The organism is Micromonospora arida, assembly GCF_042873195.1.
Taxonomy (GTDB): Bacteria; Actinomycetota; Actinomycetes; order Mycobacteriales; family Micromonosporaceae; genus Micromonospora; species Micromonospora arida.
Map to the genome: position 1 here is coordinate 469,594 of NZ_JBIALC010000002.1, position 18,431 is coordinate 488,024.

Sequence of the window (18,431 nt, forward strand, 5' to 3'; positions counted from 1 at the left end):
CGGGTTTGGGCGGCGCTGGCTACCCTGTCTCCGCACCCCAACCCGACGGAGAGTTCGCATGACCAATCCCCCGCCGCCCGGCAACTGGAGCGATCCCACGTGGTCGGCCCAGCCGTCGAGCCCCGCACCGGACCCGACCCTGGTGGCCGGTCAGCCGGTGCCCGCGCAACCTGGCCCGGTCGACCCGTACGCCCCCGGGGCGTACGCCCCGGACCCGTACGCCCCGGTCGACCCGTACGCCGGCGCGAAGCAGTCAGCGGCCCAGCCGATGCCCGGATACGCCCCGCCCGGATACGCCCCGCCCGGATACGCCCCGCCCGGTTACCCGCCGCAGTACCCCGGCTACGGCTACCCGCAGCCCCCGAAGACCAACGGGATGGCCATCGCGGCGTTCGTGCTGGCCCTGATCGGTTTCACGTCCTGCATCACCGCGCCGATCGGCGCGATCCTCGGCCACGTGGCGCAGAAGCAGATCCGGCTCAGCGGCGAGGGCGGGGCGGGGATGGCGAAGGCCGCCATCATCGTCGGCTGGATTCTCACCGGGTTCCTGGTGCTGGTGATCGCCATCTACGCCGCCGCGATCATCTACGCGATCGCGACGAGCGACAACAGCAGCAGCAGCTACTGACCGGCCCGCGGGCGGGCGGGCGGGCCGGCGTACCGCCGATTGTCGGGCCGGACCGACAACCGGCGGCGGTCGTCCCGGCCCGGCCGGTCACTCCGCCGGTGGGGTGAACGACGAGGTACGGCTCATCCCGGCGGCCCGGCCCTTGGCGGCGACCACCAGCGCCATCTTGCGGGACGCTTCGTCGATCATCTCGTCGCCGAGCATCACGGCGCCGAGCCGGCCGCCGGCCTCCGAGGTGTAGTGCTCGTACGCGTCGAGGATCAGCTCGGCGTGGTCGTAGTCGGCCTGCGCCGGCTGGTAGACCTCGTTGGCGGCGTCGATCTGGCCCGGGTGCAGCACCCACTTGCCGTCGAAGCCCAGCGCGGCCGAGCGCTTGGCCACCTCGCGGAACCCGTCGACGTCGCGGATCTGCAGGAACGGGCCGTCGATGGCCTGCTTGTCGTGCATCCGCGCGGCCATCAGGATCCGCATCAGGATGTAGTGGTACGGGTCGCCCGGGTAGTCCGGGATCAGGCCGCCGACCACCATCGACTTCATGTTGATCGACGCCATGAAGTCGGCCGGGCCGAAGATGATGGTCTCCACGCGCGGCGAGGCGGCGGCGATGGCGTCCACGTTGACCAGACCCGCGGCGTTCTCGATCTGCGCCTCGATGCCGATCCGACCGACCTCCAGGCCGATCGTCTTCTCGATCTGGGTGAGCGTCAGGTCCAGCCACTGCACCTGGGCGGCGGTCTGCACCTTCGGCAGCATGATGCAGTCCAGGTTGGCACCGGCGCCCTCGACGACCTCGATGACATCCCGGTAGGTCCACGGGGTGGTCAGGTCGTTGACCCGGACCACCCGGGTCTTGCCGGCCCAGTCACCCTCGTTGAGGGCGGCCACGATGTTCTTGCGCGCGTCCGGCTTGGCCAGTGGGGCGACGGCGTCCTCCAGGTCGAGGAAGACCTGGTCGGCCGGGAGGCCCTGGGCCTTGCCGAGCATTTTCACGCTGGAACCCGGCACGGCGAGGCAGGACCTGCGGGGGCGACCGACTGCGGCCATGGATGTGCTCCTTCCAGCGTCCGGCGGGCATGCCGACGCCAACCTGACGACAGATCCGAAACCTTAACGATCCCAAAGGGCGTTGTGACGCCACGGTAACCTCGCGCCATGACCGGGGTGAATGGACCTGTGGAAGATCTCACTGGGCGCCGACTGGTGGTGGTGACCGGGGCCAGCTCCGGCATCGGGCTGGCCGCCGCCGTGCACCTGACCTGCCGGGGCGACCAGGTGGTGCTGGTCGGGCGGGACCCGGCCCGCCTCCAGGCCGCAGCCGAACGGGTACGGGAGAACTCCGGTGAACGTCCGGAGCTGTTCCGGGCCGACTTCGCGATCCTCGACGACGTACGCCGGCTGGCCGAGCAGCTCCGGGCCACGTACGACCGGATCGACGTGCTCGCCAACAACGCCGGCGCGATCGCGCTGCAACCACTGAGCACTGTCGACGGCTTCGAGATGTCGATCCAGGCCAACCACCTGGCCCCGTTCCTGCTGACCAACCTGCTCGCCGACCGGGTGGGCCGGGTCGTGGTGACCGCCTCCGGCGCGCACCGCTTCGGCGCACTCGACCCGGACGACCTGAACAAGCCACTGCGGAACTACCGGCCGATGGGCGCGTACGGCACCAGCAAGCAGGCGAACATCCTGTTCACCGCCGAGGCCGCCCGGCGCTGGCCGGACGTTGCCGCGTACAGCTTCCACCCCGGGGTGGTCCGCACCCGGTTCGCCAACGACAGCAGGCTGGTCGCGTTCGGCATGCGGTTCATGCCGTTCCGCAGCCCGGAGAAGGGCGCCGAGACCCTGGTCTGGTTGGCCAAGCAGGAGCGCTCCCGGCTGATCAACGGGGGTTACTACGTCGACCGTCGGCCGCGTCGACCGCTCCGCAAGGCGGCCGATCCGCAGCTCGCCGCCCGGCTGTGGGCGGCGAGTGCCAAGGCCGTCGGTCTCGATGACTGACCGGGCCGGTGTGCTGACACTCGTCGCGATCGTCGAGTTCGCCGTCGGGGCCGAGGCCGCCGGGCAGCGCTACGAGGACGCCGTGCTGGCCCTGCTCGAACGGCACGGCGGCCGGCTGGAGCGGCGACTGCGCGGCACCGACGGGCAGGCCGAGGTGCACGTGATCCGGTTCGACGGGCGGGCCGGCTACGAGTCGTTCCTCGCCGACCCGGACCGGGCGGCCCTGCGTACCGCCCTCGGCGAAGCCGCGCCGACGACCCGGGTCATCGAGGTGCACGAGGCCTGACCTTCGGCGGCGGTGGTCGCCCTCAGGGTGGAATCGACCTTTACCAAATGCCTCTTCCCTCACTTCATCACGGGGTGGCGGGCGAGAACAAGACTTGATCTTGAAGTGGCCGACAACCACCATCGAGGCATGGATTTCGATGGGACAGCCACCGCGCGCCGAGCCCTCTGGATCGGCGGCGGGCAGTGGGCCGGCAAGTCGACCGTCGCCGTCAACCTGGCCCTGCGATTCGGCCTGACTGCGTACCTCTACGACCGGCACGACGCCCGAGGGCACGACGACCGACGTATCGCCGACCGGGTCCGGCGCGGCGAACCTCCGGCCGGCCCAGATCCGGAAACGACCTGGGTCCGCACCGTGCCAACCCGAATGGCTGCTGAGACACTGGCAGATTTCCCCCGCCGCTTCGCGTGGGTGCTCGACGACCTCAGCGCACTGGTACCCGGCCGCCGGGTGGTGGCCGAAGGCTGGGGGCTGCGACCGGAGTTGGTGGCGCCGATCGTCGAATCGGTACGGCAGATGGTGGTGCTGGTGCCCACTGCCGAGTTCCGCGCCCAGCAGATCACCCGGCTGCCACGTGCCAGCGTCGCCGTGGCGAGCGTCAGCGACCCCGAACGGGCCCTCCGCAACAGGTGGGCGAGGGACGAACTGGTAGCGGCGGACTCAGTGGCGCAGTCTGAGCGGCTGGGCGTCCGGGTGGTCCAGGTGGACGGCAGCCTCGACGGTGACCAGCTGACCGACCTGGTCGCGGATCACTTCGCCGCGTACCTGTGACGGCCGTCAGCCGTCCAGCGGAATCGGGTCGGTCGGCAGCGCGCTGGGCGCCGCTCGGCGAGCGGCCCGACCGCCGCCGAGCACCACCACCGCCACGCCGGTCAGCAGCAACGCCATGCCGAGCAGCGCGTACGGGCGGGGTAGCTGACCCAGCCAGGCCCAGCCGAGCAGGGCCGCGCCGGGCGCCTCCAGCAGGATCAGCACGCTCACCGTGGTCGCCGGGATCTTCTTCAGCGCGTAGTTGAACATCGAGTGCCCGAGCAGTTGGGCGCCGGCCACCAGGGCCAGGATGGCCAGCCAGGTACGCCCGTCGAAGCCGGTCAGCCGTACGCCGCCGACCAGGCACAGAGACAGCAGGATCAGCGCGCAGATCCCGTAGCAGATGGTGGTGTAGGTGGTGGTGCTGATGCTGACCCGGGCCCGTTCCCCGAAGGCGGTGTAGACGGCGGCGAACATGGCGCCGATCAGCGCCAGCACGTCGCCGAGGACGGCCCGGCCGGAAACCCCCACGTCCACTCCGGTGGCGACCGCCGCGCCGCCGACCGCCACCGCGATGCCGATCCACACCACCCGGGGCAGCGGACGCCCCTGGGCACGCGCGATCAGCCCCTGCCAGACCGGTTGGGTGGCGACCAGGGCGGTGGACGTGGCGACCGAGGTGAGCTGGGCGCTCGGCACCCAGGTCGCGAAGTGCCCGGCCAGGGCGACCCCGGACAGGACGCAGAACAGTCCCTCCCGCCGGCCCGCGCCGACGGTCAGCCTGCGGAACTCGGCGCGGCGTCGGACCAGCGCGAAGGGGCTCAGCACGGCCACCGCGAGCAGGTTGCGCCAGAACGCGATGGCCAGCGCCGGGGCGGCGGCGTACGCGATCAGCGGCGCGGACGACGACACGGCGACCACGGCCAGCCCGACCGCGCCGGTGGTCAGCGGATCCAGGGACGGCCGGGGCGGAGGAGGGGGCACGGGACGTAATCCTCACACGTATGACGGTCGACACGGAGGGTCATCGCTCCGTTACGATCACGCAGGTTCGCGCCGGCGACCCCTCGACCGCCCGGAGGCGCTCCCCCATGCCCAGCTACCAGGCGGTGCTGTTCGACTTCTTCGGCACCCTGACCCGTTCGGTACAACGCGGTGTCGCGCACGTCGGCACCGCCGAGCTGCTCGGGTGTTCCACCGAGATCTTGACCGAGGTGCTGAACCGCACCTACTACGAGCGGGCCACCGGCCGGCTCGGCGACGCGGAGGCGACCCTGCGCTGGGTGTGCGCCCAGGCCGGCGTACACCCCAGCGACCACGCGGTACGGGCAGCGGTGGCGTCCCGGCACCGCGCGGTCCGCGCCGACACCTGGCTGCGGGCCGACGCGGTGCCGGTGCTGGCGGCTCTGCGCCAGCGCGGCCTGCGCACCGGCGTGATCAGCGACTGTACGCACGAACTGCCGGCCTTCCTGCCGCAGCTCGCGGTCGCCCCCCTGCTCGACGTACGGGTCTTCTCGGTGCAGGTCGGGCGGTGCAAACCGGATCCGACCCTCTACCTGACGGCCTGCAGGCGGCTCGGGCTCGAGCCGGGCGACTGCCTCTACGTCGGTGACGGCGGCAGCCAGGAGTTGACCGGCGCCGAGCGGGCCGGGATGACCGCCGTCCGGCTCGCCGCACCGGACCTGGCCACGCACATGGTGTTCAACGCCGACCGGGACTGGCGCGGCCCCACGCTCGGCACCCTGGGCGAGGTGCTCGCCCTCGTCGACGCCGACGCCGCGGTGGCGGGTGTCGGCGGTCGGGCCGGCTGATCAACCGATCAGCGGCGGCGGACCCGGTGCAGGCGGAACGGCTTACGGGTGGCCCGGACCGCCGGAGTCGCCCGGGGTGGCTCGGCCTGCGCGTCGGCCGGCAACTCCGCTCCGGCCAGCGGCGTACCGGCCGGGGCGAGGCGGTTCACCGCGCATCCGTCGGCAGCCCATCGGGCCACCAGGTCAGCGCTCGGACCGGGCGCGTTGAGGCGCTTCGCCGCCACCAACGGCGCGGTGACGTCCCACGCCTCGGTGCCCGGCTGCAACCGGCTCACCCGGGCCGGCCAGGTGACGATCCGACCTCCGTGGTCGCCACGCAGGGTGACCTGGGCCTCGGTCGCGTCGGCCAGACCCGGTGCGGCCTGCTCGCCCGGCCCGCTGACCACCAGCAGCGCGCCCTCCAGCGGGGCGCACCAGAGCGCGAGCGCCGGCCCGCCCGCAACGCTGACCCAGGCCACGGCGGCCTTCTTCATCGCCTCGTCGACCAGTGGGGTGCCCCCGGGGGCGTCCTCGTCCGTCACACCCGCATCCTCCCGCATCGACCCCTCCGCTCAGCCCACGAACGGCGGCACGGCGATCTCGCCGCGGGCCACCGGCACCACCTGGCCGGCGACCGTCGCGCCGACCGCCACCCCGTTCGCCGCGGTGACCGTGCAGGCCAACGCGGACGGACGGTTCATCTCCGCGCCCTGACGGACCGCGTACTCCGACCGCCCCTCGCCGGGCAGCAGACCACTCGCCACCAGCCAGACACCGAGGCCGAGCGCCGCCGAACCGGTCGCCGGGTCCTCCGGAACGCCGACCCCCGGCACGAAGACCCGGGCGTGCGCGGTTTGCGCGGCGGCGTCCCAGGAGAAGACGCTGACGTGCGACACCCCGTACCGCTGCGCCGCCGCCGGGTCCACCCGGGCGCGGGCCACCGACTCCGGACGCACCGGCAGGTACGGGAACTCCAGCCCGCAGCCGGCGACCCGTGGGGCGGGCCCGATGTGGTCGCCGTCGGCCAACCCGGCGATCTCCAGCAACGGCTCCGGGTCCAACTCCGGCCCGAGAGTCGGCGTGCCCCCGGTCAGCGTCGCCCCCGACGCGGTCACCTCGATCGGCAGCACCCCGGCCTTGCACTCCTGGGTGACCTGCCCCACACCGAACATGCCCCGCCTGCTGGCGGTGACCGCCGCGCCGACGCTCGGGTGCCCGGCGAACGGCAACTCCTCCACCGGGGTGAAGATCCGGGCCCGGTAGGTGACGCCGACCTGGGTCGGCGGCAGCACGAACACCGTCTCGGACAGGTTGAACTCCAGCGCGAGCGCCTGCATCTGCTCGGTGGCCAGCGCCTCCGCGCCGAACACCACGGCCAGCGGGTTGCCGGCGAAGGGGCGGTCGGTGAAGACGTCCACGATCTCGTAGGCCAAGGTCGACATGTTGATAAACACTAGGCGCTTAGGCTGGTGCCCGTGAGCACGCCGACCCGGGTCTACATCGCCCGTCTCGCCGGAGTCGCCGTCTTCGACCCGAACGGTGACCAGGTGGGGCGGGTTCGTGACGCCGTGGCACGGCTGCGGGCGACCAAACGGCCCCCGGAGGTGGTGGGCCTCGTCGCCGAGATGCCGATGCGCCGTCGGATCTTCCTGTCCATCAACAGGATCACGTCCATCGACGTGGACGCCGTCGTGCTGGGCTCCGGCACCCTCAACCTGCGCCGGTTCGAGAAGCGCCCGAACGAGCTGCTGGTGCTCCAGGAACTGCTGGACCGACGCGTACAGCTCGACCCGGGCGGCCAGCCCGGCGCCGTCGTGGACGTCGCGATGGAGTGCAGCCGGGGCGGCGAGTGGTCGCTGACCCGCGTCGCCGTACGGGAGCAGACCGGTCGACTCAGCCGCCGCGGCCACCTGCACCAGGTCGAGTGGGACCGGGTGCGCGGGCTCAGCGGCATCGCCGACAACCGGGGTACGGCGAACCTGCTCGCGGTGTTGGAGGACATGCGCCCCGCCGACCTGGCCAACGCGTTGCAGGATCTGCCCGACGCGCGGCGCAACGAGGTCGCGGCCGCGCTGGACGACGAGCGGCTGGCCGACGTGCTCAGCGAGCTGCCGGAGCACGACCAGGTGGAGATCCTCGCCGCCCTCGACCGGGAGCGGGCCGCCGACATCCTGGAGGAGATGGACCCGGACGACGCCGCGGACCTGCTCAACGAGCTGCCCCCACCCGAGCAGGACGTGCTGCTGGACCTGATGGAGCCGGACGAGGCCGACCCGGTACGTCAGCTGCTGAAATACACCCCGGGCACGGCGGGCAGTGTGATGACCTCGGAGCCGGTCATCCTGCCGCCGGACGCCACCGTCGCCGAGGCGCTCGCCCGGATCCGGGAGCCACAGCTCTCCCCCGCCGTCGCCGCGCAGGTCTTCGTGACCCGGGCACCGCAGAACACGCCGACCGGCCGCTACCTGGGCATGGTGCACTTCCAGGCGCTGCTGCGCGAACCCCCGGCCGACCTGCTGGGCAAGGTGGTGGTCAACGACATCGACCCGCTGCGCCCCACCACTCCGCTGCCGGAGATCACCCGCCGGATGGCCACCTACGACCTGGTTGCCATGCCGGTGATCGACCGGAACAACCGGCTGGTCGGCGCCGTGACGGTGGACGACGTGCTGGACCACTCGCTGCCCCGGGACTGGCGGGACCGCGACGCCCTGACCGCCTCGGGCACCACCGACCCCACGCTGGACGGCACGGATGGCTGACCAGCGGCGGACGGAGCGTCTCGACCAGCCACGCGAGCCCCGGGGCATCAAGCTGCCCAGGTTCGACGCGGAGGCGTTCGGTCGGTGGTCCGAGGGCATCGCCCGGGGCATGGGCACCGCGAACTTCATCGTCGTCATGACCGTGGTGATCGCGATCTGGTTCGTCTGGAACACGTTGGCCCCGGCGGACCTGCGCTTCGACCCGTACACCTTCACGTTCCTGACCCTGGTGCTGTCGTTGCAGGCCAGCTACGCCGCCCCGCTGATCCTGCTGGCCCAGAACCGGCAGGCCGACCGGGACCGGGTGGCCCTGGAGGAGGACCGGCGGCGAGCCACTGCGCAGAAGGCGGACACCGAGTACCTGGCCCGGGAGATCGCGGCCCTGCGGATCGCGCTGGGTGAGGTCGCCACCCGCGACTTCCTCCGCTCCGAGCTGGCCCGGCTGGCCGAGGAACTGGACGAGGTGGGGCAGCGCCGGCAACGACTGGAGCGCCGCCAGCAGGAGAAGGACAGCCGGCAGGAGCGGCGTGGCCAGCGGCCGACCGACGGCGTCGGACTGGAAGAACCCCGCGACGACCTGGACGGCGACTTCACCCGTGACGCCCGGCCGGACGGCACCGGCCCGCGCCGGTCAGAGAGCTGACCGACGGGTCATCGATTGGCTCACACCGCCCCGGGCAGCGGCGGCAACGGATGCCCCGCGACGTAGCATTGCGGGCATGTCAGCACCCGTGAGCACCGTCGAGGACGCGATCCAGGCCGCCCTGGCCACCGTCAACGACCCGGAGATCCGCCGGCCCATCACCGAGCTGGGCATGGTCCGCTCCGCCACGATCGGTGCCAGCGGTGTCGTCCGCGTCGAGCTGCTGCTCACCGTCGCCGGCTGCCCGCTGAAGGACAAGCTGCGTACGGACATCACCGCCGCCGTCGCCGCGGTGCCCGGCGTCACCGGCGTCGAGATCGACTTTGGCGTGATGACCCCCGAGCAGCGGCAGTCGTTGCAGTCGCAGCTGCGTGGCGGCGGCGCCACCGAGGAGCCCGTCATCCCGTTCGCCCAGCCCGGCTCGCGCACCCGCGTGTACGCGGTGGCCAGCGGCAAGGGTGGCGTCGGCAAGTCCAGCGTCACTGTCAACCTGGCGGCGGCGCTCGCCGCCCGTGGGCTCTCCGTCGGGGTCGTCGACGCCGACATCTACGGCCACTCGGTGCCCCGGATGCTCGGCACGGAGGCCCGGCCCACCCGGGTCGAGGACATGATCATGCCGCCGCAGTCGCACGGCGTGAAGGTGATCTCCATCGGCATGTTCACGTCCGGCAACGCCGCAGTCGTGTGGCGCGGCCCGATGCTGCACCGGGCACTGCAGCAGTTCCTGGCCGACGTCTACTGGGGCGACCTGGACGTGCTCCTGCTCGACCTGCCGCCGGGCACGGGTGACGTGGCCATCTCGCTGGCCCAGTTGCTGCCCAACTCGGAGATCCTGATCGTCACCACCCCGCAGACCGCCGCCGCCGAGGTGGCGGAGCGGGCCGGGGCGATCGCCCTGCAGACCCACCAGCGGGTGGTCGGCGTCATCGAGAACATGTCCTGGCTGGAGCTGCCGGACGGCTCCCGGATGGAGATCTTCGGCGCTGGCGGTGGTGAGGCTGTGGCCGAGTCGCTGAGCCGGACCATCGGCGCCCAGGTGCCGCTGCTCGGTCAGATCCCACTGGACACCCGGGTCCGCGAGGCCGGCGACGCCGGCAACCCGATCGTGCTGGCCGAGCCGGAGTCCCCGGCCGCTCAGGCACTCGGCACGGTCGCCGACCGGCTCGCCCTGCGCCGCGACTCGCTGCTCGGCAAGCCACTCGGTCTCAAGCCCGCCGGTCGCTGACCACCCGGCACACCGTCAGCCCGTCGGCCACTGTTGGCCGGCGGGCTGAATTGCGTCGTTGGGTGGTCCAGCCAGGCCGCCGCGACGGCGGCTGGCCGTCGGCGGGGCGCAGGCAGTCGACCGTCGGCCGGTGGGGGCAGGCAGTCGACCGTCGGCCGGCGGCCGGCGGCGGCAGGCAGTCGACCGTCGGCCGGCGGCCGGCGGCGGCAGGCGGGGGGCAGGCAGTCGGCGTGGACTGGCAGTCGGCGGGGACTCGCGGCCGTCTTGGACCGGCGGAGCCGATACCGGCGGGCAGGGCCGGCATGGTCAACTCGGGTTTCAGGAAGTCGGCCGCTCAAACGGCGTGGGATACCGCGAGTTCCGGGAACCCGAGTCGATCAAGCCGGTGCCCGGCCCAGGCGGGCACGAGCCGGCCGAATCCGGGCAGGCGGGACTCGCCGGTCGCGGGCACCAGCCGGTCGGGGTACGGGTCGGTCAGGTGGCGTCGTCGTAGCTGGCGCGGGGGGCCGGAGCCGAAGGGCTGCTCGTGGCCGTTCCGGACCGGGCCTCGTTCGACCGAAGGTCGGCGGCGTTGGCCACGTCCTTCAGGTCGTTGTGCACGCCGCTGACGTCCGCGCGCAGGTTGTCGTAGACGCCCTGCAACGGCTTGCGGATCGCCGCCTCGTCCTCCTCGCTGAGGAGGTGCTTGCGGATGAACGCCTTCGGGTGCAGGTCTTCCAGCTGGATGTCGGTGCCCAGCTCACGGCTCAGGTCGCCGGTGGCGTTGCGGGCCATGTTGCGCAGGTTGCGCACCAACCGCAGGCCGTCGGTGATCACGGCGGGGAGCCGGTCGCCGAAGATCAGCAGCGCCAGGAGCAGCAGCGCACCGATCTCCCACCAGTTCAGGTTGTCGAGCATCCCGCGGGCCTCCTCTCGGCGTCAGCAGCAAGACTACGCACGGCGGACGGCTTTCGGGCAAGGGGTGCGCCGCTGTTCACTTCGCTTCCGCGATGAGTCACTTCGCGTCCGCGGCGAGAGTTACCGAGGTGTTCTGCCGGGCGGAGCCCCGCCGATACTCGACGGTCACGACCGAGCCCGGCGCGTACTTGCGGACCAACGCGGTCAGATCCGTCGGCTCGGTCATCGGCCGCCCGTTGATCTTGAGGATCACGTCGCCGACCTTCAGTCCGGCGCCGTCCGCGGGGCCGGACGGCTCCACCTCGGCCAGCCGCAGGCCACCCCCGACGACCCCGGTCGGGCCGTCCGCCCGGGCGCCGATCACCGTACGCCGGGCCTTGCCGGTGCCGATGATGTCCTGGGTCACCCGCTTGGCCTGGTTGATCGGGATGGCGAAGGCGAGCCCGATATTGCCCGCCTCCTGTCCCTCGGCGACAAGTGACTTGATGGTGGAGTTCACTCCGACCACTCGGCCGGCGCCGTCGACAAGTGGGCCGCCGGAGTTGCCGTGGTTGACGGCGGCGTCGGTCTGGATGGCGGCGTAGTAACGCACCGGGCCGCCCGGCTCGCCGGCCTGCATCGTCCGGTCCAACGCACTCACGATGCCGGCGGTGACCGTGTTGGCCAGCGACAACGGCGAGCCGATGGCGAGCACGGGGTCGCCGACCGCCAGCGCGTCGGAGTCGCCGAACTCCACCGGTCGCAACCCGGGACGACTCACCTTGATCACCGCGATGTCCGACTCCGCGTCCTGACCGACGATGGTCGCCGGCGCGGTGCTGCCGTCGTTGAAGACCACCGAGGCCTTGCCGGTGCCGCCGGCCACCACATGGTCATTGGTGATCACATGGCCGTCGGCGGTGGCGACGAAGCCGGAGCCCTCACTGGTCCCGCCGAGGCTGCTCACCCGGACGGTGACCACGCTGGGCAGAACCCGTTCGGCGACCCCGGCCAGCGACTCCGGTTTGCGCTGCGCCAGCGCCGGCACCTCCGCGGGCGCACCGCCGAGGACCGCCGCACCAGCGCCGCCGCGCACGGCGAACGCGTAGCCCAACGCACCGCCGAGGGTGCCGGCCAGCAGCGCGGTGATCACGGGAATGAGCAACAGGTGGCGCAGCGTCGGCCGGCCCGGCGCGTCGGGGTCGGTGACCGGCTCGGGCTCGGTGCCGGGGGCCACCACCCCGGGCACCACCACCGCGGTCGGGGCCGCCGGGTTGCGCCAGGGGTCGGCGAGCGCGTCCGACCACCAGGCCGACGCGTCGGCCGAGTTGGGCCCGCCCGCAGCCGGCGCACCGTAAGACGCCGGCCCGACGGGAGACGCCGGCCAGCCCGGTGTCGGTCCGACGGGAGACGCCGGCCAGCCCGGTGTCGGTCCGCTGCCTGGCGAGGCAAGGGGCGTGCGGTCAGCCCCCGGCATGGTCGGCGGCCCCACCGGCGGGGCTCCTGCCCCGGGCGGTCGCGCCGGAGCCGGAGTCTCACCGCCCCGGCGCCAGTCCCAGCCGTCGGTCACGTCGGTGCCTCCCAGTCCGTCCCCGGATCCCGCGCCGCGTCGCCCGGCCACGGGCCGGTCTGGTCGCGGCTGACGGGATACCGCCTCCAGGATTGCACGGATGGACGCGGTGCAGTCAGCGGTTGCCCCGGTGATCGCTTCCGGCGGAGGCGCGGCTGCGCCCCACGACGGTCGCCTCTACGCTCACAGTGCCAACCCGCCCCCGCACAACGCACCGCCCCCGGAGGTGCCCCATCGCCACGGTCGCCGGTTCCGGCAGTTCGACGACACAGGCCCAGCATTTCGCCGAGTCGTACGTCACCGAGGATCTCGTTCTGCGTACCGCCCGCAGCCTGGCCCGGGAGGTGGGCCTCGACGCGGTCACCCCCGGCGCGGGGGCGGCGCTGCGGCTGCTGGCCGCCGCCGGCAACGCCCGTGCGGTGGTGGAGATCGGCACCGGCACCGGGGTGAGCGGCGTCTGGTTGCTGCGCGGCATGCGCGTGGACGGCGTGCTCACCACCATCGACGTGGAGGTGGAGCACCAGCGGATCGCCCGACGGATCTTCGCCGAGGCGGGTTTCGCGGCCGGGCGTACCCGGATCATCACCGGCCGGGCGCTCGACGTGCTGCCCCGGCTCGCCGACGGTGCGTACGACCTGGTCTTCGTGGACGCGGAGGCGACCGGCTTCCATGCCTGCGTGGAGGCGGCGCTGCGGCTGTTGCGCCCTGGGGGCGTGCTGGCGCTCAACGGTGTGCTGGCCAGCGACCGGATCGGTGACCCGTCCGCCCGGGACGCGGAGACGGTGACGGTCCGCGAGACGATCAAGGCGGTCCGGGAGTCGGAGCACTGGATCCCCGCGCTGCTTCCGGTCGGCCACGGGCTGCTCGCTGCGGTGAAGTGCTGATTCGAGCCCAGGACGGGTCAGAGCCTCGAACAAGCCGAGGCTTGACCCACGCCCTAGTTGACGTCGGCGAGCCAGCGCAGCAACGACCGGACGCCCCAACCGGTGGCGCCACGACTGACCTCGGCCTGGTCGCCGTCGGCCCAGGACGGGGCGGACATGTCCAGGTGCAGCCAGCGGTCTCGTAGTTCGCCGGTGAACTCGCGCAGGTAGAGCGCGGCCAGCACCGAGCCGGCACCCTGCGTGGGTGCGCTGTAGAGGTCGGCGATCTCGCTGCCGAGGTACTCGACGTAGTCGGTGTGCAGCGGCATCCGCCACGCCGACTCGCCGGCCGCCTCGGCCGCGGCCAGCACGCTGGCGGCCAACTCGTCGTTCTCGCTGTACAGGGCGGCGGTGCGCTTGCCCAGCGCCACCGAGTTCGCGCCGGTGAGCGTGGCCAGGTCGAGCAGCAGGTCCGGCTTGAGCTGCTGCACCGCGTACGCCAGCGCGTCGGCGAGGACCAGCCGACCCTCGGCGTCGGAGTTGGTCGTCTCGCTGGTCGTGCCGCCGTAGTGCCGGATCACGTCGCCGGGGCGGAACGCCGAGCCGCTGACCATGTTCTCAGCCAGCGGGGTCAACGTGGTGATCCGGACCGGCAGCCGCAGCGCGGCGGCACCGAGGGTGGCGGCGACGACCGCGGCCGCGCCGGCCATGTCCTTGCGCATCAACTTCATCGACGCCACCGGCTTGATCGAGATGCCACCGGTGTCGAAGGTGATGCCCTTGCCGATCAGCACCACGTGGGTGCGCGCGTCGGCGGGGTGCCAGTCCAGTTCGAGCAGCCGAGGTCCGCTGGCGGAGCCACCGCCCACGGCGAGGATCCCGCCGAAGCCCTCGGCGGTCAGCTCGGCCGGGCCACGGACCCGCAGCCGCAGGTCCGGAAGGTCGGCTGCGGCGGAGGCCACCTGGTCGGCGAACCACTGCGGGGTCTTCACCGACGAGGGAGTGTTGGTCAGGTCCCGTGCGAGATGGGTCATCGCGGCCGTGGTCCGGGCCGTGGCGACGGTGTCCTCGTACCCGGTCGGGTCGTCGAGCAGCAGGTCGACGCCGGTGAGCGCCGGTCGGTCGCCGGCCTCGGTGAGGCGGAACCGGTACGGGGCGAGCAGCAGCCCCTCGGTCAACCCGCGAACCGCGGCCGGGGTCACCTCGGCCGGCAGCGCGATGGTGATATGCGTCTCAGCTGAAGCTGAGCGGGCCAGGGCCGCGCCGGCCGCCCGCCAAGCCGCCTCGCCGCCGTCACCGATGCCGAGCAGCAGCAGCCGGCCGGGAGTACGCCCGGGGCGCAACTGGGTGTGGATCTCGCCGGCTCGGCCCGTCAGCCGGGCCGCTGACGCCAGCGCGGCCGCCTCGTCGGCCGTGCCGTCCGGGCCCGCCACGGCGGTCGACACGGGCTCGGCCGAGGTGTCACCTTCCGCCGTCGAATCGGCGGAGCGGACGGGCAGGACGAGGACGTCGAGCCGGTCAGGCTCGGCGATCAGACGGATGGCGAGCACGCGGAACCGTACCTCCAGGAAAGTGTCGCGGACCGGCGGAAACCCACCTGACCGCAGCGTTGAAGACCCTGAGCCACCGGCGATTCCGGTGGCTCAGGGTCCAAAGAACGTTCCGGGCGGCGTGAGCCGCCCGGAGCACTCCTTACTCAGCCGGCCGCTGCCTTCAGTGCGTCACCGAGCGCGTTGGCCTCGTCGGGAGTCATCTCGACGACGAGCCGGCCACCGCCCTCCAGCGGGACCCGCATGACGATGCCCCGCCCCTCCTTGGTGACTTCCAGCGGACCGTCGCCCGTCCGCGGCTTCATCGCCGCCATGTTGTCTCCCCTCAGACCTACACCAGGGTCGGTGGGTTGCCCCACAGCCACTTCGTCACGACCACCCGCAAGGGTCACGGGGGTGTCGACCAACGATTTTCCCTGATGAACACCGCCGGACCCAAACCGGAGCAGCATTGATGTAACAGCATCTAGCTTATCTTGAGAAGGCCTGTCACAATGTGCGGTCATGCAGGCACGGTCGGCACTCTTCGACCTGTACGGCGACCACCTCCGTCCGAAGGGTGGCCGTGCACCGGTTGCTGCCCTGGTCAAGCTGCTGGCGCCGCTGGGAATCGCACCGCCGGCAGTTCGCACCGCCGTCTCCCGGATGGTGCGTCAAGGCTGGCTCGAGCCCCTCCGGTTGGTCTCCGGACCGGGATATTCGATCACACCGAAAGCTGCCCGCCGACTCGACGAGGCAGCGGCCCGGATCTACCGGACCGGTCGGGTCACCTGGGACGGCCGGTTCGATCTGCTGGTGTTGGAGGCCCCGGGCTCCCGGCGGGACCGCCAGCGGCTCGCCGCCAACCTGAGCTTCCTCGGCTACGGGACGCTCGACGAGCAGACGTGGGTAGCCACCCGCCCCGCCGAGGACGTCGACCTGCTCCTCGCCGAGACCGGCATCCGGTTCGAACGGTTCACCGCCTCGCACTTCTCCGGCACCCCCGGTGCGATGGGCGTGGTCCGACGCGCCTGGAACCTGGCCGAGATCGGCCGCGCCTACGAGCGGTTCGTCGCGGACCAGCGCCCGCTGCTCGCCGCGGTCACCGTGCGCAGCAGCGACGAGGAGGCGTACGCGACGCGGTTCCGCCTCGTGCACGCGTGGCGTACGTTCCTCTTCCAGGATCCGCAGCTGCCCCCGGCGCTGCTGCCCGAGCGGTGGCCCGGCACCGCCGCGGCCAGTTTCTTCGACCGGCACGCGGCCCGCCTGCGTCCGGCCGCCGACCGGTACGTCGAACAGTGCCTCGACGCCGGCAACCGCATCGTCCGACAGAAGGGTCGTTAGACACGTGACCGAGCCGCTGCTGGTCGACCGGACCGATGCCGTCGTCACCCTCACGCTGAACCGGCCGAACGCGATGAACGCGCTCGACGTGGCGCTCAAGGAGGCGCTGCGGGACGCCCTCGCCGAGCTGGAGACCGACCGGTCGTGCCGCGCGGTCGTCCTGGCCGGGGCCGGCGGGTCGTTCAGCGCCGGTCAGGACCTGCGCGAGCACGTGGCCACCCTGGAAAACTCCGCCAGTGACCCGCTGGGCACCGTGCGGGCGCACTACAACCCGATCGCCGCCCGGCTCGCCAACCTGCCCAAGCCGGTGATCGCCGCGGTCCGCGGGATGGCCGCCGGGGCGGGCGCGTCGCTGGCGTTCCTGGCCGACATCCGCATCGGCGGTCCGACCACCAGTTTCCTGATGGCCTTCGCCAAGGTCGGTCTCGCCGCCGACACCGGCGCCTCCTGGACGTTGCCCCGACTGGTCGGGCACGCCAAGGCGGTGGAGCTGCTGCTGCTGGCCGAGCCGGTCCGCGCCGAGGAGGCCTGCCGATTGGGCCTGCTCAACCGGTTGACGGACGACGACGAGCAGGTGTTGCCCGTCGCCCAGGAGTTGGCCGCCCGCCTCGCCGCCGGCCCGACCGTCGCGTACGGGGCGATCAAGCGCCAGCTCTCCATCGCCGACGCCGGCACCCTCGCCGACGCCCTCGCCGCCGAGGCGCAGGCCCAGTCGATCTGCGGCGCCACCGCCGACCACCGGGCGGCCACCCTCGCCTTCGTCGGCAAGCAGAAACCGGTCTTCGAGGGACGCTGAACGCGATCCGGACGCCGCCCTTACCGTCCTCGAACACGGGACGCCTAGCGTCGGCCGGTATGAGCGATCGTGAATCGGTGGCGCACCTGCTGCGCCGGGCCACCTTCGGGCCGACCGCCGAAGAGGTGGACGCGGCCGAGCGGGCCGGGCCGGCGGCGACCCTGGACCGGCTGCTCACCCCGCCCGCGACGGACCAGGGTGCGGCGGCCACGCCGGTTCCGACGCTGCCCCCGGACCCGTACGCCGGGCTGAAGGACTCCACCCGCGAGCAGCGGCAGCAGGCCAACGCGGAGCGCCGCAAGCAACTCCAGCAGGTCACCGAGTGGTGGCTGGACCGGATGGTGGCCGCCGAGGACGGGCTGACCGAGAAGTTGCTCTTCTTCTGGCACGGGCACTGGGCCACCAGCGCGCAGAAGGTCAAGTCGGCGAGGCTGATGGTGGGCCAGTTGGAGACGCTGCGCCGGCACGGTCGTGGGCCGCTGGGCCCGCTGGTCGCCGCGATGGTGCGCGACCCCGCCCTGATCGTCTGGCTGGACGGGCAGAAGAACACCCGCAAGGCGCCGAACGAGAACCTGGCCCGCGAGCTGATGGAGCTGTTCACCCTCGGCATCGGCGCCTACACCGAGGCCGACGTGAAGGCCGGCGCGCGGGCCCTGACCGGCTGGGTGGTCGACCGGCGTACCGGGGTGGTCCGCTTCGAGACCAAGCGGCACGACCCCGGCGAGAAGAGCATCCTCGGGCAGAGCGGCCGGTTCGACGCCGAGGCGTACGCCGGCCTTCTGGCGGCCCAACCGGCGGCGGCGACCTTCGTGGCCGGTCGGCTCTGGTTCCGCTACGCCGGCACCGAGACCCCGGCGCCAGACGGCCTGGCCGGCGCGGACACCATTGCGACACTGCGCGCGATCTTCTCCGCACCGGCCTTCGCGCAGACCCGGGGCACGCTGGTGAAGCAGCCGGTGGAGTGGTTGGTCGGTGCGCTGCGGCAGCTCGGTATCCGACCGTCCGCGCTGCCCGAGCAGCAACGCAGACAACTGCTGGCCGGTCTGAACGCGCTCGACCAGGTGCCGTTGCGCCCACCGAGCGTGGGCGGTTGGCCGGCCGGGTCCGCCTGGCTGACCACCTCGTCGTTGCAGGCCCGGCTGCGGACGGCCGGCGTGCTCGCCGCCGCCACGGCACCAGCGGTGCTGGCCCGGCTGACCGCCGCGCCCACGGCCGGCCGACCGGACGCGCTGGCCCGACTGCTGGTGGTCGACGGCTGGGGAGCGCGCACCCGCGCCGCTCTCGCCCCGCTGGCCGGTGAGCCCCGCAAACTGCTGGCCGCCGGCCTGGTCAGCCCCGAATACACAGTCAGCTGAGCGGAGGAGTCGA

Annotated in this window: 20 protein-coding genes; 12 read left to right on the plus strand and 8 right to left on the minus strand. The window is 72.5% G+C overall.

From position 1 onward, the window contains the following. Positions 1–58 precede the first annotated feature (58 nt). Positions 59–628, plus strand: coding sequence for a DUF4190 domain-containing protein (locus tag ACFYP0_RS08840; RefSeq protein WP_355493859.1), 570 nt, complete (start codon positions 59–61; stop codon positions 626–628). An 87-nt stretch (positions 629–715) separates the two neighbouring features. Here ACFYP0_RS08840 and ACFYP0_RS08845 read toward each other — a convergent pair whose 3' ends face one another. Then, positions 716–1,672 carry an HpcH/HpaI aldolase/citrate lyase family protein gene (locus ACFYP0_RS08845; protein ID WP_355493858.1) on the minus strand — a complete coding sequence of 319 codons (957 nt, stop codon included), beginning with the start codon at positions 1,670–1,672 and terminating at the stop codon, positions 716–718. Positions 1,673–1,801: 129 nt separating this feature from the next. Between ACFYP0_RS08845 and ACFYP0_RS08850 the strand changes: the two genes are divergently transcribed. The 3 genes from ACFYP0_RS08850 to ACFYP0_RS08860 all read left to right on the plus strand — a co-directional run bounded on the left by ACFYP0_RS08850 (position 1,802) and on the right by ACFYP0_RS08860 (position 3,686). Next, positions 1,802–2,626 carry an SDR family NAD(P)-dependent oxidoreductase gene (locus ACFYP0_RS08850; protein WP_386995499.1) on the plus strand — a complete coding sequence of 275 codons (825 nt, stop codon included), beginning with the start codon at positions 1,802–1,804 and terminating at the stop codon, positions 2,624–2,626. Then, positions 2,619–2,912 (plus strand): hypothetical protein, encoded by a 294-nt coding sequence (locus tag ACFYP0_RS08855; protein ID WP_112669814.1) that lies wholly within the window; start codon positions 2,619–2,621, stop codon positions 2,910–2,912. The genes ACFYP0_RS08850 and ACFYP0_RS08855 overlap by 8 nt, the downstream gene beginning before the upstream one ends. A gap of 129 nt (positions 2,913–3,041) precedes the next feature. Continuing rightward, positions 3,042–3,686 carry a hypothetical protein gene (locus ACFYP0_RS08860; RefSeq protein ID WP_355493857.1) on the plus strand — a complete coding sequence of 215 codons (645 nt, stop codon included), beginning with the start codon at positions 3,042–3,044 and terminating at the stop codon, positions 3,684–3,686. Positions 3,687–3,692: 6 nt separating this feature from the next. Here the strand turns inward: ACFYP0_RS08860 and ACFYP0_RS08865 are convergent, their stop codons facing one another. Continuing rightward, positions 3,693–4,649 (minus strand): DMT family transporter, encoded by a 957-nt coding sequence (locus ACFYP0_RS08865; protein WP_355493856.1) that lies wholly within the window; start codon positions 4,647–4,649, stop codon positions 3,693–3,695. Positions 4,650–4,756: 107 nt separating this feature from the next. Here ACFYP0_RS08865 and ACFYP0_RS08870 point away from each other — a divergent pair, with 107 nt between their 5' ends. Further along, entirely contained in the window at positions 4,757–5,476 is a 720-nt protein-coding gene (locus ACFYP0_RS08870) for an HAD family hydrolase (RefSeq protein ID WP_355493855.1), read from the plus strand. Positions 5,477–5,484: 8 nt separating this feature from the next. Here the strand turns inward: ACFYP0_RS08870 and ACFYP0_RS08875 are convergent, their stop codons facing one another. After that, positions 5,485–6,015: a hypothetical protein gene (locus ACFYP0_RS08875; RefSeq protein ID WP_124863086.1), complete on the minus strand. Its 531-nt coding sequence runs from the start codon at positions 6,013–6,015 to the stop codon at positions 5,485–5,487. Between the two features lie 12 nt (positions 6,016–6,027). Next, positions 6,028–6,897, minus strand: coding sequence for a PhzF family phenazine biosynthesis protein (locus tag ACFYP0_RS08880; protein ID WP_355493854.1), 870 nt, complete (start codon positions 6,895–6,897; stop codon positions 6,028–6,030). A gap of 33 nt (positions 6,898–6,930) precedes the next feature. Between ACFYP0_RS08880 and ACFYP0_RS08885 the strand changes: the two genes are divergently transcribed. The 3 genes from ACFYP0_RS08885 (at position 6,931) to ACFYP0_RS08895 (ending at position 10,085) form a co-directional block, all read left to right on the plus strand. Continuing rightward, complete coding sequence (locus ACFYP0_RS08885; protein WP_124863093.1) at positions 6,931–8,217, plus strand: magnesium transporter MgtE N-terminal domain-containing protein; 1,287 nt, start codon at positions 6,931–6,933, stop codon at positions 8,215–8,217. Next, positions 8,210–8,860 (plus strand): DUF1003 domain-containing protein, encoded by a 651-nt coding sequence (locus ACFYP0_RS08890; protein WP_124863096.1) that lies wholly within the window; start codon positions 8,210–8,212, stop codon positions 8,858–8,860. The genes ACFYP0_RS08885 and ACFYP0_RS08890 overlap by 8 nt, the downstream gene beginning before the upstream one ends. Positions 8,861–8,936: 76 nt before the next feature. Beyond that, a complete protein-coding gene (locus tag ACFYP0_RS08895; protein WP_124863099.1) occupies positions 8,937–10,085 on the plus strand; it encodes an Mrp/NBP35 family ATP-binding protein in 1,149 nt (382 codons plus the stop codon). 474 nt (positions 10,086–10,559) lie between these two features. Here the strand turns inward: ACFYP0_RS08895 and ACFYP0_RS08900 are convergent, their stop codons facing one another. Together ACFYP0_RS08900 and ACFYP0_RS08905 are read right to left on the minus strand one after the other, a co-directional pair. Further along, positions 10,560–10,982 carry a preprotein translocase subunit TatB gene (locus ACFYP0_RS08900; protein WP_091394791.1) on the minus strand — a complete coding sequence of 141 codons (423 nt, stop codon included), beginning with the start codon at positions 10,980–10,982 and terminating at the stop codon, positions 10,560–10,562. A 97-nt stretch (positions 10,983–11,079) separates the two neighbouring features. Next, complete coding sequence (locus ACFYP0_RS08905) at positions 11,080–12,546, minus strand: S1C family serine protease (RefSeq protein WP_386995501.1); 1,467 nt, start codon at positions 12,544–12,546, stop codon at positions 11,080–11,082. 299 nt (positions 12,547–12,845) lie between these two features. On the opposite strand from ACFYP0_RS08905, the gene ACFYP0_RS08910 reads away from it, so the two are divergent. Continuing rightward, a complete protein-coding gene (locus ACFYP0_RS08910; protein WP_112581855.1) occupies positions 12,846–13,415 on the plus strand; it encodes an O-methyltransferase in 570 nt (189 codons plus the stop codon). Positions 13,416–13,468: 53 nt separating this feature from the next. Here the strand turns inward: ACFYP0_RS08910 and ACFYP0_RS08915 are convergent, their stop codons facing one another. Together ACFYP0_RS08915 and ACFYP0_RS08920 are read right to left on the minus strand one after the other, a co-directional pair. Beyond that, a complete protein-coding gene (locus ACFYP0_RS08915; protein ID WP_386995154.1) occupies positions 13,469–14,944 on the minus strand; it encodes a leucyl aminopeptidase family protein in 1,476 nt (491 codons plus the stop codon). Positions 14,945–15,090: 146 nt separating this feature from the next. Continuing rightward, positions 15,091–15,258, minus strand: coding sequence for a DUF3117 domain-containing protein (locus ACFYP0_RS08920; protein WP_007455245.1), 168 nt, complete (start codon positions 15,256–15,258; stop codon positions 15,091–15,093). A 190-nt stretch (positions 15,259–15,448) separates the two neighbouring features. On the opposite strand from ACFYP0_RS08920, the gene ACFYP0_RS08925 reads away from it, so the two are divergent. From ACFYP0_RS08925 to ACFYP0_RS08935, 3 genes are read left to right on the plus strand one after another with little or no spacing between them, the layout of a single operon-like run. Further along, positions 15,449–16,267: a PaaX family transcriptional regulator gene (locus tag ACFYP0_RS08925; protein WP_386995156.1), complete on the plus strand. Its 819-nt coding sequence runs from the start codon at positions 15,449–15,451 to the stop codon at positions 16,265–16,267. Between the two features lie 4 nt (positions 16,268–16,271). Beyond that, a complete protein-coding gene (locus ACFYP0_RS08930; RefSeq protein WP_091394802.1) occupies positions 16,272–17,063 on the plus strand; it encodes an enoyl-CoA hydratase-related protein in 792 nt (263 codons plus the stop codon). Positions 17,064–17,122: 59 nt separating this feature from the next. Continuing rightward, complete coding sequence (locus ACFYP0_RS08935) at positions 17,123–18,418, plus strand: DUF1800 domain-containing protein (RefSeq protein WP_355493850.1); 1,296 nt, start codon at positions 17,123–17,125, stop codon at positions 18,416–18,418. The last annotated feature ends 13 nt before the right edge of the window (positions 18,419–18,431 follow it).

Coding starts and splice junctions, on each gene's coding strand:
- ACFYP0_RS08870 (WP_355493855.1), top strand. CDS start 4,757: ATGCCCAGCTACCAGGCGGTGCTGTTCGACTTCTTCGGCACCCTGACC.
- ACFYP0_RS08935 (WP_355493850.1), top strand. CDS start 17,123: ATGAGCGATCGTGAATCGGTGGCGCACCTGCTGCGCCGGGCCACCTTC.
- ACFYP0_RS08880 (WP_355493854.1), bottom strand. CDS start 6,897: ATGTCGACCTTGGCCTACGAGATCGTGGACGTCTTCACCGACCGCCCC.
- ACFYP0_RS08890 (WP_124863096.1), top strand. CDS start 8,210: ATGGCTGACCAGCGGCGGACGGAGCGTCTCGACCAGCCACGCGAGCCC.
- ACFYP0_RS08900 (WP_091394791.1), bottom strand. CDS start 10,982: ATGCTCGACAACCTGAACTGGTGGGAGATCGGTGCGCTGCTGCTCCTG.
- ACFYP0_RS08840 (WP_355493859.1), top strand. CDS start 59: ATGACCAATCCCCCGCCGCCCGGCAACTGGAGCGATCCCACGTGGTCG.
- ACFYP0_RS08845 (WP_355493858.1), bottom strand. CDS start 1,672: ATGGCCGCAGTCGGTCGCCCCCGCAGGTCCTGCCTCGCCGTGCCGGGT.
- ACFYP0_RS08895 (WP_124863099.1), top strand. CDS start 8,937: ATGTCAGCACCCGTGAGCACCGTCGAGGACGCGATCCAGGCCGCCCTG.
- ACFYP0_RS08875 (WP_124863086.1), bottom strand. CDS start 6,015: ATGCGGGAGGATGCGGGTGTGACGGACGAGGACGCCCCCGGGGGCACC.
- ACFYP0_RS08920 (WP_007455245.1), bottom strand. CDS start 15,258: ATGGCGGCGATGAAGCCGCGGACGGGCGACGGTCCGCTGGAAGTCACC.
- ACFYP0_RS08855 (WP_112669814.1), top strand. CDS start 2,619: ATGACTGACCGGGCCGGTGTGCTGACACTCGTCGCGATCGTCGAGTTC.
- ACFYP0_RS08860 (WP_355493857.1), top strand. CDS start 3,042: ATGGATTTCGATGGGACAGCCACCGCGCGCCGAGCCCTCTGGATCGGC.
- ACFYP0_RS08925 (WP_386995156.1), top strand. CDS start 15,449: ATGCAGGCACGGTCGGCACTCTTCGACCTGTACGGCGACCACCTCCGT.